Below are 17,043 nucleotides of genomic sequence, written 5' to 3'. Positions count from 1 at the left end.
CAAATTCAAGTTCAGGTTGATGGGCAAGCACGCGTTTCGGTGCCGGGAAGCGCGAGCGGCTGCCGTGACGGAAAGCGTACGCGGACGATGAGGCCGCGGCCATCGGGACCGCTATCGAGCGTGACGCTCGCCTGATGCTGCTCGGCGATGCGCCGCACAATCGACAGCCCGAGCCCGCTGCCCGACACCGCCTGGGCGGCATGTCCGCTGCCCCGATAGAAGCGCTCCCAGACGCGCGCGCGATCCGCCTCGGGAATCCCCGGGCCGTTGTCGCTGACTTCGAGCACCGGGCACGGCCCCTCCTGCCGCACGACGACGTCGACGCGCGCGTGCGCGCCAGCGTAGCGGATCGCGTTGTCGACCAGGTTGTTGAGCAGGACACGCAGGTTCTCGCCGTAACCATCGACGCTCACCGCCTGCTCGCTCGCCAGCCCGAGATCGATCTGATTCGCCTCGGCCAGGCGGACGCGGTCGGCGACCACGGAGCGCGCAAGCGCGGTCAGATCCACGTCCTGCCGCGCGTCACGGCCGGTATCCGGGTCAAGCCGCGCGAGCGTGAGCAACTGCGCGACGAGGTGCGTGAGCCGCTCCGAGCCCGAGCGGATCTGCGCGACGATCTCGTCGTGCTCCTGCGCGCTCTCCGCCTTCGGCAATAGTTCGGCCTGCAAACCAAGCCCCATGATCGGCGTGCGCAATTCGTGCGCGGCGTCCGCGATAAAATGCTTCTGCAGCGTAAATGCGTGATCGAGCCGCACGAGAAGGTCGTTGAGGGCGTCCACGAGCGGCTTGACTTCGTTAGGCATCCGCGACGTTTCAATTGTCTGCATGTTGTTCGCGTCGCGGCGCTTGAGCCCCGAGGCCACCTGGCGCAGCGGCCTCAATCCATAGCCGATCCCGAACCACAGCAAGAGCGCGACCACCGGCACCAGCGAGAGCACCGGCCAGAACAGATGCATGGAGACTTCGGCCAGCGCCTCCCAGCGCGCGAGGCGCGCCTGGGCCACGCGCACCAGCATGTCGCCGCTCGTGCTCACATAGGTGTGCCAGACCTGGCCGTTGATGCTCACATCGGCATAGCCCGGGCCTTGCGGCGGCGGCAACGTGGCGTCCGGGTCGCTGCTGAACACGAGCTTGCGGTCCTCCCATACCTGGAGCAGCACGCCGTGCGACTGGCGGCCCGAGAGCCGGCCCTTGCGGTCGGTGCCGGTGAGCGAAAGCCGGCCATCGGCATCGACCACGACGTGCCGCGCAATCGTCTTCATCTGGTCGTTGAGGATTTCGTCGATCTCGGCGAGCGAGCCCCACCAGGTCGCCGCGCTCGCCAGCACGCCGGCGAGCAGCGTGGCCGGCAATAGCCACAGCAACAGACGCCGGCGCAGCGACGACATGAACCACCGCGCGGACCGCGAGGGCAATGTGCTCATTCGATCTTCCCGATTCCGTAGCCCACGCCGCGCACATTGCGGATGGCATCGGCGCCCAGCTTGCGGCGCAGGTTGTAGACGTGCACCTGGATGGCGTTGCTCTCGATTTCCTCGTTCCAGCCGTAGAGACGCTCTTCGAGCTGCTCGCGCGTGACGATGGCGCCCGGGTCGCGCATCAGCTCTTCGAGCAGCGCGAATTCGCGCGCCGTGATCGAGATCTCCTGATCGTGCAGCCAGCAGCGATGCCGGGCCGGGTCCAGCCGCAAAGCGCCCACCGTCAGCATGGCCTGGGCACGCCCGGCCTGGCGGCGGCTCACGACGCGAATGCGCGCGAGCAGTTCCTCCAGCGCGAACGGCTTGACGAGATAGTCGTCGGCGCCGCCGTCGAGTCCCGCGACCCGGTCCGGCACGCTGTCGCGCGCGGTAATGACGATCACGGGCGTAGGATCGTCGCGCCGCCGCAATGCGGCGAGCAGCGTCATGCCGTCCTGGTTCGGCAAGCCCAGATCGAGCAGCACGAGCCCATAGGCCGTGGTGCGCAGCGCCAGCGCGCCGGCATCGCCGTCCTGCACCCAGTCCACGGCAAAGCCCTCGCGGCGCAGGCCGATGCGCAGCCCATTGCCGATCAGCGGATCGTCCTCAACCAGCAGTATTCGCATCCTGTCGTCATCTCCTGTTGCGGGCGGTTCCCGACAAGGCCCACGAGCTTACCTTCCCGCAGGTTAACGGAGCATTAACGCGACGCCCGGCGTCTCTGCCCCCGCTTCACTCGGGCTTCAGCATCGGGTCCGTAGACTTGCTCCTGTCGCGGCCTTCGAGCCGCTCGTTTCCACAAGGAGAACCGATGAAAAAGCTCATTATCGCCGGCCTGGTCGCCACGTTCGCTGCAGCCGCGCATGCCCAGTACACGGGCCCGGGCGCGCAACCCGCGGCCACGACGGTCCAGCAGTTGACCAATGGGGGCAAGGACGACCAGCGCGTCGTGCTGCGCGGTCATGTGCTGAAAGCGATGGGTGACGAAAAATACACGTTCAGCGACGGCTCCGGCGAAATTCTGGTCAAGATCGACCAGAAGCGCTGGCCGTCGGGGCAACCGGTGAGCGAGACGAGCACGGTCGAGCTGACCGGCAAATACGACAAGGAGCTCTTCGGCATGCCGAAGGTCAAGGTCCAGGACGTTCGGGTCGTGCAGTAATGCCGGGCGGCGCGCATTCCATCAGGAATGCAGATTGATTGCGATGCCGGGCGCATGCGCCGTTGCATCGATATGGTGTGGTTCGGAACGAATAGCACGATGACGCGTGGTTGCTGAAGCCAGCGCTTTCAGCGTCTACTCGCGCGATGAAAGGAAGGGGCCGCGCCACTTCCTTGAGCGGAAAACCTGCACGGGAGCGTGTGCGAAGCCGTGCGCCTTCGATGGCGCGCGGCTTCGGCCGTGCATTCACGTCAGACCCGCATCAGACCCACATCAGATCGGTTGGCCGATGGCGACGTGTTCGCCATGCTCCCCGCGCTTGCCTCGCTTGCCCGCTTTGCTGGCATGCGATACCGAATGCATGCTCGCGCGATCGGCGGCGCGCTGATGGCCCGTGTCGCGATCCGCGGAGAGGTGGCCATTGGTGTTGGTCATGCCCTCGCTGCTCATATGGCCACCCGACATGCCGCCCGCCAACCCGCCGGCGTGGCCGCCGCCCATTCCGCCGCCCACGCCGCCATTGCCGCCGCCGCCATTACCGCCACCACCGCCGTGCGCGAATGCCGGCGCGCTTGCGCAAGCCACCAGAAAGGCGGATACCGCAACGATTGCTCGAATTTTTGCCATCTTCTTCTCCACAAAATTCTGTTCGATGGCTGGATTGTATGAGCGCCGTTATCGCCCGGATGCGTCAGATATGTAATCGTCTGTAAAAGCTGTTTCGGGACGGATTCAAATCGAACCAGCCAGGGCCTGATTGCATGACGGCGGCGCTGCTTTGCCGGCACAGCCGTTGCTCAAATCTGACTCAAAGTCCGCTTTATCGTTTCGCAGAACCATTGCTGCGCGGCCGAATCCTCGGCATGGGGATACCAGTACAGGTTCACCTCGAACGGTGGCAGCGGAAACGGCAGCGGCAGCACCCGCATGCGCCCATCGCTCGCGAAGGCACGCGCAATACGTGTTGGAAGCGTGAGGACGAGATCGGTTGAAGCGATTGCCGAAAAGAGACTCGTGAAGTGCGGCACGCGCAGCACGATCTTGCGGCTCAATCCCATCTCGCTCATTGCGTCCTCGACGAGATGGTGGCCGGTGAACGGTGCAACAACAACGTGATTGGCGGCCACATAATCCTCCAGACTCAAGGTGTCGCCAATACCCGGATGTGACGCGCTAAGCAAGCACGAATAGCTCTCGCTAAAAAGCATCGCCTTCCTGGTTTGCCCGCCCACGAATTGCAAATTGCCCACGGCTGCGTCTACGTGACCCGTTTGCAGCCACTCGGCAATAAGCCCGCTGTCGATCTGGACAATTTCAAGGCCGACCGAAGGCGCGACAGACTGCAACTCGCGCACGAGGACCGGCAGGAAATGCAGCTCGCCGAGGTCGGAGAGCGCGAGCCTGAACGAGCGCTCCGAGCGTGTCGGGTCGAACTGCCGGGTTGCCGCTATCGCCGCCTCTATGTTCTCCAATGCGCCCTTGAATGAATTGAATAGCTGCGTTGCATTGAAGGTAGGCACCATTCCATCGCGGGTGCGGGTGAAGAGCGGATCGTGCAGAAGGTCCCTCAATCGCGTCAACGAATAGCTGACCGATGGCTGCGTGATGTTAAGCCGCTTTGCCGCCCCGCTGACGCTTCGCGTTTCATAGATTGCTACGAACGTTCGGATCAGATTCAGGTCGGTGCTCATCGTTAACCCTTATATAGATCGCATCTATTTTAAGAGCAAAAAAACGATGATTGGCCTTATTTTTCGCTGACTCATAGCATGTGCGTACAGAAAGGAATCGACGCCATGAAGACAATCCACCACGCCTGTTATGAAATCCTTCGCAATCAGGGATTGACAACATTTTTCGGCAATCCGGGCTCGAACGAACTGCCGTTCCTGAAGGACTTCCCCGGCGACTTTCGATACATCCTCGGCCTGCACGAGGGCGCCGTGGTGGGAATGGCCGACGGCTTCGCGCAAGCGACCGGGCACCCGACGCTCGTCAATCTGCATTCGGCGGCGGGCACCGGGAATGCCATGGGCGCGCTGGCCAATGCATGGAATTCCCACACGCCGCTCGTTGTGACGGCAGGTCAGCAGGTGCGTGCGATGGTCGGCGTCGAAGCGCTGCTCGCCAACGTCGACGCCGCAACGTTGCCTCGTCCGCTCGTCAAATGCAGCGCGGAACCGACTTGCGCCCAGGAGGTGCCGTTGGCGCTGAGCCGCGCGATTCATACGGCGGGCTCGGGGGCCAAGGGCCCGGTTTATCTCTCGGTTCCCTACGATGATTGGCAACAAGAGGCGGCCTCGGGTGTCGACCACCTTGCTGGACGACGCGTCAGTGTCGCGGGACTGCCGTCCGCCGCCGCGCTCGAGTCGCTCGCCCGCGAACTCGATGGGGCAGCCAACCCCGTCATGGTGGTCGGCCCCGACGTCGATGCGAGCGAGGCCAATGGCCTCGCCGCAGCACTCGCGGAAAAGCTGGCGATGCCCGTGTGGATGGCTCCATCGGCACCGCGTTGCGCGTTCCCGACCACGCACCCTTGCTTCCGAGGGCTGCTGCCCGCAGGGATCGCCAGCATCAGCCGGCTACTCGAGGGGCACGACCTGGTGCTGGTCGTGGGTGCGCCTGTGTTCCGGTATCACCAGTACGAGCCCGGCGAATTCCTGCCACGGGGCACCCGCCTCATCGCCATCACCTGTGACATCAACGAGGCAACGCGCGCGCCAATGGGCGACGCCATTGTTGCCGACATTGCCTCCACGCTCGAAGCGCTGGGTAACGCAGTTTCAAAGACGGCCCGTCCGATGCCTGATGCCATGCGTCGGCCGGAACCGGCGCCAAACGAAGCGGGGCCGCTTGCTCCGGAGCGCGTGTTCGACATCATCGACGAAATGGCGCCGCGCAACGCAATCTATGTGAACGAGTCGACCTCCACGACACATCTCATGTGGCAACGGCTGCGTATGACCGAACCGGGGAGCTATTACTTTGCCGCCGCCGGCGGTCTCGGCTTTGCGCTTCCCGCTGCCGTGGGCATCCAGCTCGCAAAGCCCGAGCGTCGCGTCATTGGCGTGATTGGCGACGGCTCTGCGAATTACGGCATCCAGGCGTTGTGGACTGCCGCTCACTACAATATTCCGGCCGTCTTCATCATCATGAAGAACGGCACATACGGTGCGCTGCGCTGGTTCGCAGGCGTGCTGCAAGCGGAGAATGTCCCCGGCCTCGATGTTCCCGGACTGGATTTTTGCGCACTGGCACGCGGTTACGGCGTCGAGGCGTTGCACGCAAACTCCGGCGAAACGTTGGCCTCGGCGCTGCGCCAGGCGCTCGCGGGAAATAAGCCGGTGCTTATCGAGGTCGAGACTCGGGCTTGAGCCACGGGGAGAATCAATGAAAAAGCTCGTGAACGTTGCCGACTACCGCGCTTGCGCAAAGGCGCGGCTTCCCAGAATGGTCTTCGATTACCTCGAAGGCGGCGCCGAGGACGAAATCGGTCTTCGTCATAATCGGGACGTCTTCAGGGAAGTCCGGTTTCAGCCGCGTCGGCTGGTGGACGTCAGCAATCGCAGTACACAAGTCAGTGTCTTTGGAAAAAAGCTGACCGCACCGCTGGTGATTGGCCCGACGGGACTGAACGGAATTCTTTGGCCTAAAGGCGATCATGCGCTCGCCCGCGCAGCGGGAAACTTCGGCATCCCGTTTGCCTTGTCTACCGCGTCGACTTCCTCGATTGAGGAAGTTGCGAAGATCGCAACCGGCGAGCTTTGGTTTCAGCTTTATGTGGTGCACAGAAAGCTGGCGGAGTTGCTGGTCAAGCGCGCGTTGAGCGCCGGTTATACCACCCTGATCCTGACCACGGATGTCAGTGTGAACGGCAAACGTGAGCGGGACCTGAGAAACGGTTTCGGCTTGCCGATGCGTTATTCCGTCAAGACGATGGTCGATGGCATGCTGCATCCCCGCTGGTCTCTCGACCTCGTCCGGGAAGGCATGCCGCAACTGGCGAACTTCGCGAGTCAAGACGTGCAGGATACCGAATTGCAGGCCGCATTGATGAGCCGGCAAATGGACGCGAGCTTCTCATGGGACGACCTGAAATGGCTCCGCGACCTGTGGCCTCACACGCTGCTGATAAAGGGAATCAGTCGCGCAGACGATGCCCGGCGCTGCCTCGCACTCGGCGCGGATGGCGTAATTCTCTCCAATCATGGCGGCCGCCAGCTCGATAGCGCGGTCGCGCCGCTCGAAGTACTGGAAGCCACCGCCGCGAGCGTAAGCGCCCCCGTATTCATCGATAGCGGAATTCGCCGCGGTTCTGACGTTGTCAAGGCCGTTGCATTAGGCGCGCGTGCCGTGCTTCTGGGTCGAGCAACGCTCTACGGTCTCGCAGCGCGCGGAGAAGCAGGCGTCGATGCCGTGCTCGCGCTACTCAAAAGTGAAATCGACACGACGCTCGCCCAAATCGGCTGCCCGTCCGCGAGCCAGCTCAATCGGGATTTCATCTGGAATCGTGGTCATCGCCATGTTGATGACTTGAACCCCGTCTCAGAGTCTGCATAACAAGGTGACCGTCATGGAAGCAATCAGAATTACCGGACTGCGAGCGCGAGCGGTCAATGTGCCTCTCGAATACCCCGTGAAAACGGCGGTCGGCGTTGTCGCAACATCGCCGCTCGTGCTGATCGACCTTTTCACCAACGCGAACGTAACGGGCCACGCCTACGTCTTCACCTATACGCCGTTGGCGCTCAAACCGACCCAACACATGGTGGAAGCACTCGAAGCCGTGGCGAAAGGGATGCCACTGTCGCCGCATGATATCGACCGGGCCATGAGCGCGCGCTTTCGGTTAATTGGAAACACGGGGTTGGTTCGCATGGCAACCGCCGGTATCGACATGGCAGTGTGGGATGCGAAGGCCAAAGCACATCAGGTGCCGCTCGTCGAGCTTCTGGGGGGTAAAGCGCGCCCTCTTCCTGCCTATGACAGCCACAGCATGGACGATGTCGAACTGGGCACGAAGCGGGCGCAAAACGCTGTCGATGCCGGCTTCAAAGCCGTCAAGACAAAAATCGGCTACGCGACCCTCGAGCACGACCTGAAAGTCGTGCGAGCGATCAAGCAAGTGACGGGCGAATCGGTTCAGCTCATGGTCGATTACAACCAGGGTTTGTCGGTTCCCGAAGCCAGGCGCCGCGGCCGCGCCCTGGACGCTGAAGGCGTGGCCTGGATTGAAGAGCCGACGCTGCAGCACGACTACGTCGGCCACGCCGCGATTCGCGAAGCCTTGAAGACTCCCGTGCAGATGGGCGAGAACTGGTTCGGCCCGGAAGACATGCAAAAGGCCATCGAGAGCCACGCGTGTGACCTCTGCATGCCGGACCTCATGAAGATTGGCGGCGTGACCGGCTGGATGAAAGCGAGCGCGCTCGCGGAGCAGCACAGCCTTCCAATGTCGAGTCATATCTTCCAGGAGTTCAGCGCGCATCTGCTCGCCGTCACGCCGAGCGCGCACTGGCTCGAACGGATGGATCTGGCCGGCCCTGTTCTTGAGCCGGTTCTGCAATTCAAAGACGGAGAAGCCCATTTCGGCGAAGAGCCCGGCGCAGGAATCCGTTGGCGCGAAGATCAAGTGAGCCGATTCCTGGTTTAAACAGGCGGCATACCGGTACTTCTTCGAAGGTACCTGTCCATCACTTAGCGTTACTAAAAAATAAAAAGAGATCTATCTCATTCATTCTGGAGACAAAGATGGCCCCTAACGCCGCCACAGGCGATGCGCTGTATGGCGCGAACCTCAACGCTCGCCATTTGATGGTGATGTTCTGGTGCTCGATGCTGATGCTTTTCGATGGTTACGACCTCGTGATCTACGGGTCAATCCTGCCTCGTCTGATGCATGACTGGAACCTGTCTCCGGTCACGGCAGGCTTCATCGGCAGCAGCGCGCTTTTCGGCATGATGATCGGCGCGTTGACACTTGGCAGCGCTTCCGACAGGTTCGGCCGCCGTCGCATCATTCTCCTCTGTCTGGTGCTGTTCGGCATTGCAGCTTTCGGCAACGCCTTCTGCACCAATACGACCGAATTCACGATTTGTCGATTCATGACTGGCGTCGGACTTGGCGCCATGGTCCCCAATATCGTTGCTCTCGTGACCGAGATGTCGCCGGGCAGCAAGCGCAACGTCATGGTAACCATCATGCTGAGCTTCTTCTCGGTCGGAGGCGTGATCGCCGCGCTGACTGGCAAGGCGATTACACCGGCATGGGGTTGGCGCGCCAATTTCCTCGTGGCTGGCATTCCGCTACTGTTCTTTCCCGCGTTCTACAAGTGGCTGCCGGAGTCGCTCAGCTACCTGATCGCCCAGAAGCGGTTCTCGCAAGCGGAACCGCTCTTGCGCCGATATGCCCCGGACTTCCAGGGCAGCGCGGCAAGCCTGGCAACTGCAAGTGACGAGCATTCGCAACCGCGTATTCGCACCGTCGAGCTGTTCGCACATGGCCGGGCGTTCGATACCCTGTTGCTCTGGATTGCGTTCGGCATGTGCATGCTGATGGTGTACGGGCTCAACACATGGCTGCCGAAGCTGATGGCCGCAAACGGCTATTCGCTGGGGTCGAGCCTTTCATTTCTGATTACCTTGAATATCGGCGCAGTCATTGGCGGGCTGTTCAGCGGCTGGTTGGCGGACCGTTACGGCGGCAAGCCTACGTTGATTCTGTTCTTCGCGATGGCCGCTGTCTCTATCGGGCTGTTGGGCTACAAGCAGTCTCCGGTTGTCTTGAACATCCTTCTGATGGTTGCTGGCGCAACGACTATCGGCACGCTGTGTATTGCCCATGCGTTCGCCGCGCATCTCTATCCGGCAAGTATCCGTTCAACCGGCGTGGGCTGGGCCGCAGCCGCCGGGCGATTTGGCGCGATGGCGGGTCCGGCCCTCGGCGGATATCTGCTCAGCCAGAAGTTCGCCGTTAGCTTGAGCTTTCTGGTCTTCGCCGTACCGGGAATCGTCGCGGCAATCGCAGTGCTGCTGATTTCAAATCGCCATGTGCGGGCCGAGAGCCACATGCAAGCGCTCGCTCCCCAAGCCGAGTGAGATTCGAAAGTCGAGCATCGTCATGCAATTCGGAGATACAGATATGAGCAACATGCGCAACTCGCACGTCTGGAATGCGTGCATCTATTCAAACGGCTGGCAGGCTGCCGCAGGCGGGACCGCATACGTCACCGAACCGGCGACGGGCGAAAGAATCGGCACGATCGGCATTGGTTCGCCCGAGGACATCGACCAGGCGGCGTTGTCCGCAACCCAAGCTCAGCAGGCGTGGGCCGACATGCCGTTCGACCAGCGTGCGGCCATCATGCGAGCGGCGGCCCGGCTTTTGAAGGACCGCGCGGAGGAAATCAACGAATGGAACATTCGCGAGTGCGGCTCGACGCGTGCCAAGGCCGAGTGGGAATTGCATGCCGCATACGAGCAGTTGCAGATGGCTGCCGCAATGCCGATGCAGCCGGACGGCGCGCTCTATCCCTCGGCGATTCCCGGTCGCATGAACCTCTGCCGTCACGTCCCGGTCGGTGTCGTTGGCGTCATTGCCCCCTGGAACTTCCCGCTTCTGCTCGGCATGCGCTCGGTCGCGCCGGCTCTGGCGCTCGGCAACGCCGTCATCCTGAAACCCGACCCTCAGAGCGCGGTAGCGGGGGGCCTGCTGCTCGCGAAGGTATTCGAAGATGCGGGCCTGCCGGCGGGTGTTTTGCACGTCATCCCGGGCGGTCCCGCGACAGGCGACGCGCTCGTCCGCCATCCGAAAGTGGGCATGATTTCTTTCACGGGCTCGACCGGCGTCGGGCGCTCGATTGGTGAAATCTGCGGACGCATGTTGAAAAAAGTCGCGCTGGAACTTGGCGGGAACAACGCTATCGTCGTGCTGGACGATGCGGACGTGGAGGCCGCGACTTCCAGTGGCGCCTGGGGCGCGTTCCTGCATCAAGGGCAAATCTGCATGCAGACGGGACGCCACCTCGTGCACCGCTCCATCGCCGAGCGCTACGCGGCAAGGCTCGCCGAACGCGCACGTAGCCTGGCGGTGGGCAACCCTTTCAACGAGCACGTGCATCTCGGGCCGCTGATTAACGAAAAGCAGCGCGACCGCATTCACGACATTGTGCAAACGAGCGTCAAGGCCGGCGCGGCCGTTCTGGCAGGCGGCCGCTTCACGGGGCTCTTTTACGAGCCGACGGTTCTTGCCGGTGTCTCGCCCGATATGGCGGCGTTCCAGGAAGAAATCTTCGGCCCGGTGGCGCCTGTCACCGTCTTTGATAGCGATGATGAAGCTGTCGCACTTGTCAATTCGTCGGATTATGGTTTGGCCGCCGCGATACACACGCAATCGATATCGCGTGGCCTGGCATTGTCCTCGCGAATTCGCGCAGGAATGGTGCACATCAACGATCAGACGGTCAACAACGAGTTCCATGTGCCGTTTGGCGGCATGGGCGCATCGGGTAACGGCGGACGCTTTGGCGGACCCGCGAACGCTCACGAATTCACGCAAACGCAATGGGTTAGCGTGACGGACAAACCGATTCGGTATCCGTTCTGAACCGGCTTCGGAGAGTCAATAATGCGGACCCGGGACGGCCGTTGCTTTCCTCTTGCCTTAAAACCGGTAATCGAGCGCCGCAAACGTCGTCAGTTCGCGGCGGCGCTCGGTGATCGGGCTGCCGGCGGCATAGTGCTCCAGACGCCCGAGCGTCGCGTTCACGGAGCCCACCCAGTGCTTCGAAAAGTCATGCGACGCATAGAACGTCACGTGCAGATCGCGCACGCCCGAGCCCGTTGCGTACTGCGGCAACCCGGATGCCGCGCTCTGCGCCCGTGAAATGCCGAACAACGTGCGCGTATAAACGGCGTTGGCCCACGTGAGCCCGGGGCCAACCGAAAAGAGCCAGCCCGGCAGCGGCAACGATGCGTAGAGGTCCGCGCTGGCCGTCGTGCCCTGCCCGTTGCGGCTGATGTCCTGATACATGGCCAGCGCGCCGGTAAAGGCCCAGACGGTGTAATCGGCGAACAGGCGCAGCTTCGGGCCGTCGTCGACATTGCCGAGGCCATGCAGATGCGGATCGTCCGAAGCCGTGCGCGACTGGAAGTCGAAGCTCAGCGACGCGCCCAAATGATAGTTCTCCGCCGCCAGCACGTTGATGCCCAGCACGTCCGGCCCCTGCGAAAAAATGCGGTCGCGGTACGAGATGTCCAGCGCTGGAAACGGATAAACCTTCATGTGCCGCGCACCCGGATATTGCGGCGCGAAGTACGCGCCGGGCCCGATCATGATCTTCCAGGGCGATTCGGTTTGCGCGGCGGCGCCGCTTGCAGCAACGCTCCGCGCGGGTGCCGCCGCATCGTCGGCCCATGCGGGCCGCGCCAGCGCGAACGCCATCGCGGCGGCGCATGCCAGTGTTTTCGTCGATATGAACGGCTTCACGCTTTCTTCCTTCCCACCGCGGCCAGTTGGCGCAAACGCCGCGCGAGCGCCTTCGATACCACGGGCTGATTGGACGCGTCGTTCGAGCCGCGCGCCACCTCGCTCTCGCGCAGGAACTGCGTGGTTTCGCGCGCAACGATCTCGCGCTCGTTGTCCGAGGTGATCATGTGATACGAATCGTCGAGCCACAGCGTGCGCAGGAAATTCGCGCCGATATGGTCGATCACGTAGCGCGGATTGCGCGGGCTCGACGTCTCGTCGTCGATCGCGTGAATCACGAGCGTGTCGGTCTCGATCTCCGCCACGTCCTTGCGCGCGGCGCGCGACAGACGCAGCGCCTGATGCAACGCGGGCAGCGAGATCGTCGAAGGCCCCACCTCGCTGAACGCATTGCGCTGCATGGCGCGTGCGATTTTCTTGCGCAATGCTTCGTTTCGGATGCCGAATGGTTCGTCTTCGCGGTACCGGTAGCGGTGGCGCAGCGGCGTGTAGTAAGCCCAGTCGAGCAAAAAGCGATACCACGGAATCGCCCAGCCATCGTAGGCGAGCGTGAGCGAAAGCAGCACCAGCGACTGCGCGGCGGGCCGCTCGCGCACGAGCCGCAACGCGAGCGCGCCGCCTATCGAAAGGCCGCAGACCGACACGCGCTCGTAGCGCGCGGCGAGCGCATCGAATTCGCGCACCGCGTCTTCGACCCAGCGCTCCATGGACTGCTCGCGCGAGCCGGCGCTATACCCTTCGATGAGCGGCGCGCGAACCGTGAATCCTTCGTTTTGCAGATAGCGCGCGAGGTAGCGCAACTCGATCGGCGAACTCGACAGCCCGTGCAGCAGCAGGACCGCGTGGCCATCGCCTTCGCTGAAAATACCCTCGGGCTGTGCGGCCGGCGCCTCGCGCGCGGCCGACTCCCTCTCGACTGTCGCCATTTCAGCTCTCCGTGCGCAGCACGAGAAAATCGCCCGCGTGCGTGGTGAAACGTTCGCAGTTGCACGTCGTCAGCCGGAATTCGCGCTCGCCCGGCGCGCGCCGCAGACGGACCCGATGCTGCCCCGGCCACAGCGCCTTGCTCACGCGCTGGACGTCCTCGGGATGCACCGCATCGAATAGCGGCCCCGGCGCCACTTCGGTGGCCGCAGGCAATGCGGCCGTGCTCTGCCCCACGCTGGCGCGCTGCGCGGCATCGCGCTCGAGCGCCTTGATGAGAATAAAACCCTCGTGGTATTGCGCGAGATGGCGCAGCAGGCGATGTGTCTCGTCAACGGCGCGCCGGGCCAGCACGCGCTCGTTGTCGTGCCGCAGCAGCATCTCGTAGCGCGACTGGGCCACTTGCGCGATCAGTTGCGCGCGAAACTGTTCGCGCCGCAAGCGCTCGATCAGGGTGATCACAATCAGCGTGACGAACGGATAGGACACCAGCAGGATCACGTCCCGACCGTCGAGGAACGTGAAGTTTCCGTAGGGCGGCACGAACAGATAGTCGGCAATGCCGAGCCCGAGCACCATGACGGTCATGGCGGGCGCGAGGCCCAAATAGTATTCGACCAGCGAAGCGGCGATGCAGAACGCCGTTCCCGGCATCATGGGGCCGAGCACGGGATGCAGGGCAATGCGTATGACACTCGCGAAGGCGAGCGCGGCGGCGGCCAGGCACCAGCGGCGCGGGCCTCGGGGTGCCCAGTGACGGGCATTACGGACTTTCATGTTTGATTCAATGCGCCAGCGCTCGGGCAGGCCGCTGCAAATAGCTGGCGCAGGCAACGGTGGCCGGCGCTCTCGTCGTAATCGCGTCGTAATCGCGTTGGAATGAGGGCAGGAAGACGGGCCAAGCGCCGATAGCCGGCGCCGCACGATCAAAGAATTGACGGAATCCTTCCGTGACTGCGCATATTACTGGTTTTTACATACATTTAGCTTTCGCCGTCAGAGACGATCCGCCGGGTGCGCGTGCTGCGAGCCATCATGTCAGATGAATCGCAGTGTCGCTTCCGGACGGCTTTTGGACGTGTGAGTTATGGAACGGCCTAGAGCCAGTCAATACACTGCATACAAATAAAGTCGCCTGGTGTCGCGCCGCTGCTGGTTTCTCCCGTTGCCACCGCTTGCGAATGACGCTACGGCGCCCCAAAAGCCCACTGCCGCCCACTGCCGCTATCGCGCTCGGCTGCAACGCCCAGGCACACCTGGCCGCACGCTTCCCCGTTTAGAGCGGACTCGCAGTGCAATATCAGGAGACATCAATTGAATCGTTCGCAGAGCAACACCTCGGGTGGTCGAACTTCGCGCTCGCGCCTTACCCTCGCCGACATCACCGTCATTGATAATGCGCTGCTCAAGCGTGCCATCGGCGCCATGGCTTTCGGCAACGCGATGGAGTGGTTCGACTTCGGCGTCTACAGCTACATCGCCGTCACACTGGGCAAAGTCTTCTTCCCTTCGAGCAGCCCTTCCGCACAACTGCTCGCGACGTTCGGCACGTTCGCGGCGGCTTTCGTCGTGCGGCCGATCGGCGGCATGGTTTTTGGCCCGCTTGGCGACCGGATCGGCCGCCAGCGTGTGCTCGCCGCCACGATGATCATGATGGCCATCGGCACATTCTCGATTGGCCTCATTCCGAGCTACGAATCCATCGGCATTCTCGCGCCCATTTTGCTGCTCGTCGCGCGCCTCGTTCAGGGCTTTTCGACGGGCGGCGAATACGGCGGCGCGGCAACCTTCATTGCCGAATTTTCGACGGACCGCCGCCGCGGCTTTGCGGGCAGCTTCCTCGAATTCGGCACGCTCGCGGGGTATATCCTCGGCGCGGGCACGGTGGCGGTGCTCACCGAACTGCTGTCGCAGCATGCCATGCTCTCGTGGGGCTGGCGCGTCCCGTTCTTCATTGCCGGCCCGCTCGGGCTGGTGGGTCTGTACATCCGGCTGCGCCTCGAAGAAACCCCCGCGTTCAAAAAAGAAGCCGAGGCACGCGAAGCCAGCGACAACGCGCACCCCACGCAAACCTTCCTGAAGCGCTTCGAGCACGAGTGGAAAGCGCTATTGCAATGCGTGGGTCTCGTGCTGATCTTCAACGTGACCGATTACATGGCGCTTTCGTATCTGCCGAGCTATTTGTCCACGACGCTGCATTTCAACGAATCGTACGGCCTCTTTCTCGTGCTGATCGTCATGGTGCTGATGATGCCGGTGACGCTCTACGCCGGACATCTCTCCGACAAGATCGGCCGCAAGCCGGTGATGATGTTCGGTTGCGCGGGTCTGCTGTTTCTTTCCGTGCCGGCGCTGATGCTGGTTCGCACGGGCGCGCCGCTGCCGGTATTCGCCGGCATGCTGATTCTCGGCACGCTGCTCTCCACCTTCACGGGCGTGATGCCGTCCTCGCTGCCCGCGCTCTTTCCGACGCGGATCCGCTACGGCGCACTGGCCATCGGCTTCAATGTTTCGGTATCGCTGTTCGGCGGCACGACGCCTCTCGTCGCGGCATGGCTGGTCGAGCGCACCGGCGATCTCATGATGCCGGCGTACTACCTGATGGGTGCCGCGCTCATTGGCATCGTGTCCGTGCTCGCCATGCAAGAAACGGCCCGCAAACCGCTGCGGGGCTCCGGACCCTGCGTGGCGAGCGACGAAGAAGCGCTCCGCCTTACGCGCGGAACCGTCGAACACATTCGATTCGAATCCGGGCGTGCATCAGGCGTGCGCAAGCGCGCCTGATCCGGAAATCGCATCGCACGTAGAAACACGTCCAGACAATCGGCAAGATGGCGTTGCGCCCAGCGGGGCGCACGCCCGGCACACACCAGGCACACACCAGGCACACACCCGGCGCACACCCGGCGCACGCCATCGTTTCGCCGCTATTGCGGCTCCGGCAATCGGGGCCACCACCCCAGATTGCCCGCCGAGCACATCCAGCGCGCCCTGCACCGCAAGGCAGCAGGCTCACGGCGCCCCCCTCCTCAGTCGCCCGGCAACAGACTTTACATGTTGTTACTCGCAGGCAGCGGACGGGCCGGCGGGCTTTCCTTATACTCCCGCGCATCCGCTTCCTGATCGTGCTCGCCACGCCCTGTGCGACGCCGAAGCACACAACACCTCGATGCCCATGCTCACTACCAAGTCCACCCTGATCGTCGCTCTTGCCGCCGCTGCCAGCCTTTCGCTCTCGGCGTGCGTCGCGCCCGGCTATCCGCAGGGCTATACGCCTTACGGCGCGCAACAAGGCTACCAGGGCCAGGCGCCGGCCTATAGCCAATATAGCCAGCCCACCTATGTGCAGCAGGGCACCGTGCAGCAACCCGCCTATGCAGCGCCCGTCCCGCAGCAGCCGTATGACACGCAAAACAACGGTCAGTACGGCGGGCAGTACGACTCGCAATATGGCAACCAATATGGCACGCAGTACGGCACGATCACGAATATTCGCGCGCTCAGCAACGCCACGGGCGCCTCGGGCATCGCGGGCACCGTGGTGGGCGCACTGGTTGGCGGCGTAGTGGGCAATCAGTTCGGGGGCGGTCATGGCCGCGATGCCGCAACGGTCATCGGCGCGCTCGGCGGCGCTTATGCAGGCAACCAGATCGGCCAGCAGATGGGCCAGCCTGTCGGCTATCGTATCGATGTGCAGTTGAGCGACGGCTCGATGCGTTCTTTTAATGTGCCGACGCCGGGGGATCTGCGTCCTGGTGAGCGCGTTCAGGTGAATGGCAGCCAGTTGTCGAGATATTGATGGGGTTTTTTGGTTTTTCGCGTTTCCTTGTTTTCGTGTCGGTCTGCCAGCGTTGCCCCTGTGCGGGGCGGCCCCTACTTTTCTTTGCAGCCGCAAAGAAAAGTAGGGGCGGTTTCAAACTCCAAGTGCAACAGCGGGGTCAATCACAATTCCTTGCTTCGCGCAGTTCTCGATAAACACTTCGCCTGGTGTGCGCCAGCCGAGTGTCTTGCGA

The 17,043-nt window shown here is 62.8% G+C and carries 15 protein-coding genes; 8 read left to right on the top strand and 7 right to left on the bottom strand.

Going from position 1 to position 17,043, the window contains the following annotated elements; translation table 11 throughout:
• Positions 1-11: 11 nt before the first annotated feature.
• Both L5014_RS25855 and L5014_RS25850 read right to left on the bottom strand, forming a co-directional pair.
• Positions 12-1,424, bottom strand: coding sequence for an ATP-binding protein (locus tag L5014_RS25855; RefSeq protein WP_238466648.1), 1,413 nt, complete (start codon positions 1,422-1,424; stop codon positions 12-14).
• Complete coding sequence (locus L5014_RS25850) at positions 1,421-2,083, bottom strand: response regulator (protein ID WP_238466647.1); 663 nt, start codon at positions 2,081-2,083, stop codon at positions 1,421-1,423. The genes L5014_RS25855 and L5014_RS25850 overlap by 4 nt, the downstream gene beginning before the upstream one ends.
• A 185-nt stretch (positions 2,084-2,268) precedes the next feature.
• Here L5014_RS25850 and L5014_RS25845 point away from each other — a divergent pair, with 185 nt between their 5' ends.
• Positions 2,269-2,619 (top strand): YgiW/YdeI family stress tolerance OB fold protein, encoded by a 351-nt coding sequence (locus L5014_RS25845; RefSeq protein ID WP_238466646.1) that lies wholly within the window; start codon positions 2,269-2,271, stop codon positions 2,617-2,619.
• Between the two features lie 273 nt (positions 2,620-2,892).
• Here the strand turns inward: L5014_RS25845 and L5014_RS25840 are convergent, their stop codons facing one another.
• Positions 2,893-3,246: a hypothetical protein gene (locus tag L5014_RS25840; RefSeq protein ID WP_238466645.1), complete on the bottom strand. Its 354-nt coding sequence runs from the start codon at positions 3,244-3,246 to the stop codon at positions 2,893-2,895.
• 170 nt (positions 3,247-3,416) lie between these two features.
• On the bottom strand, positions 3,417-4,310 hold the full coding sequence (locus L5014_RS25835) for a LysR family transcriptional regulator (RefSeq protein ID WP_238466644.1): 894 nt from the start codon (positions 4,308-4,310) through the stop codon (positions 3,417-3,419).
• Positions 4,311-4,415: 105 nt separating this feature from the next.
• On the opposite strand from L5014_RS25835, the gene mdlC reads away from it, so the two are divergent.
• From mdlC to L5014_RS25810, 5 genes are all read left to right on the top strand, one after another.
• Complete coding sequence (gene mdlC, locus L5014_RS25830; protein ID WP_238466643.1) at positions 4,416-5,993, top strand: benzoylformate decarboxylase; 1,578 nt, start codon at positions 4,416-4,418, stop codon at positions 5,991-5,993.
• 16 nt (positions 5,994-6,009) lie between these two features.
• Positions 6,010-7,179 carry an alpha-hydroxy-acid oxidizing protein gene (locus L5014_RS25825; protein ID WP_238466642.1) on the top strand — a complete coding sequence of 390 codons (1,170 nt, stop codon included), beginning with the start codon at positions 6,010-6,012 and terminating at the stop codon, positions 7,177-7,179.
• Between the two features lie 13 nt (positions 7,180-7,192).
• Positions 7,193-8,272, top strand: coding sequence for an enolase C-terminal domain-like protein (locus tag L5014_RS25820; RefSeq protein ID WP_238466641.1), 1,080 nt, complete (start codon positions 7,193-7,195; stop codon positions 8,270-8,272).
• A gap of 98 nt (positions 8,273-8,370) precedes the next feature.
• Positions 8,371-9,717: an MFS transporter gene (locus tag L5014_RS25815; RefSeq protein ID WP_238466640.1), complete on the top strand. Its 1,347-nt coding sequence runs from the start codon at positions 8,371-8,373 to the stop codon at positions 9,715-9,717.
• Positions 9,718-9,760: 43 nt separating this feature from the next.
• Positions 9,761-11,224: a benzaldehyde dehydrogenase gene (locus L5014_RS25810; protein ID WP_238466639.1), complete on the top strand. Its 1,464-nt coding sequence runs from the start codon at positions 9,761-9,763 to the stop codon at positions 11,222-11,224.
• 57 nt (positions 11,225-11,281) lie between these two features.
• Here L5014_RS25810 and L5014_RS25805 read toward each other — a convergent pair whose 3' ends face one another.
• Genes L5014_RS25805 through L5014_RS25795 form a run of 3 tightly spaced genes read right to left on the bottom strand, consistent with a single transcriptional unit; the run spans position 11,282 to position 13,807 of the window.
• On the bottom strand, positions 11,282-12,106 hold the full coding sequence (locus L5014_RS25805; RefSeq protein ID WP_420800136.1) for a MipA/OmpV family protein: 825 nt from the start codon (positions 12,104-12,106) through the stop codon (positions 11,282-11,284).
• Positions 12,103-13,032 carry an alpha/beta hydrolase gene (locus L5014_RS25800; protein WP_238466638.1) on the bottom strand — a complete coding sequence of 310 codons (930 nt, stop codon included), beginning with the start codon at positions 13,030-13,032 and terminating at the stop codon, positions 12,103-12,105. The genes L5014_RS25805 and L5014_RS25800 overlap by 4 nt, the downstream gene beginning before the upstream one ends.
• A gap of 1 nt (position 13,033) precedes the next feature.
• Complete coding sequence (locus L5014_RS25795) at positions 13,034-13,807, bottom strand: DUF4118 domain-containing protein (RefSeq protein WP_238466637.1); 774 nt, start codon at positions 13,805-13,807, stop codon at positions 13,034-13,036.
• A 537-nt stretch (positions 13,808-14,344) separates the two neighbouring features.
• Here L5014_RS25795 and proP point away from each other — a divergent pair.
• On the top strand, positions 14,345-15,814 hold the full coding sequence (gene proP / locus L5014_RS25790; RefSeq protein WP_238466636.1) for a glycine betaine/L-proline transporter ProP: 1,470 nt from the start codon (positions 14,345-14,347) through the stop codon (positions 15,812-15,814).
• 391 nt (positions 15,815-16,205) lie between these two features.
• Complete coding sequence (locus tag L5014_RS25785) at positions 16,206-16,829, top strand: outer membrane lipoprotein (protein WP_238466635.1); 624 nt, start codon at positions 16,206-16,208, stop codon at positions 16,827-16,829.
• The last annotated feature ends 214 nt before the right edge of the window (positions 16,830-17,043 follow it).

This window comes from Paraburkholderia tagetis (assembly GCF_022213065.1).
In the GTDB taxonomy this organism is placed as follows: domain Bacteria; phylum Pseudomonadota; class Gammaproteobacteria; order Burkholderiales; family Burkholderiaceae; genus Paraburkholderia; species Paraburkholderia tagetis.
Note: the sequence above shows the minus strand (reverse complement) of the source record. Positions and strands in the feature narration are given on the sequence as shown.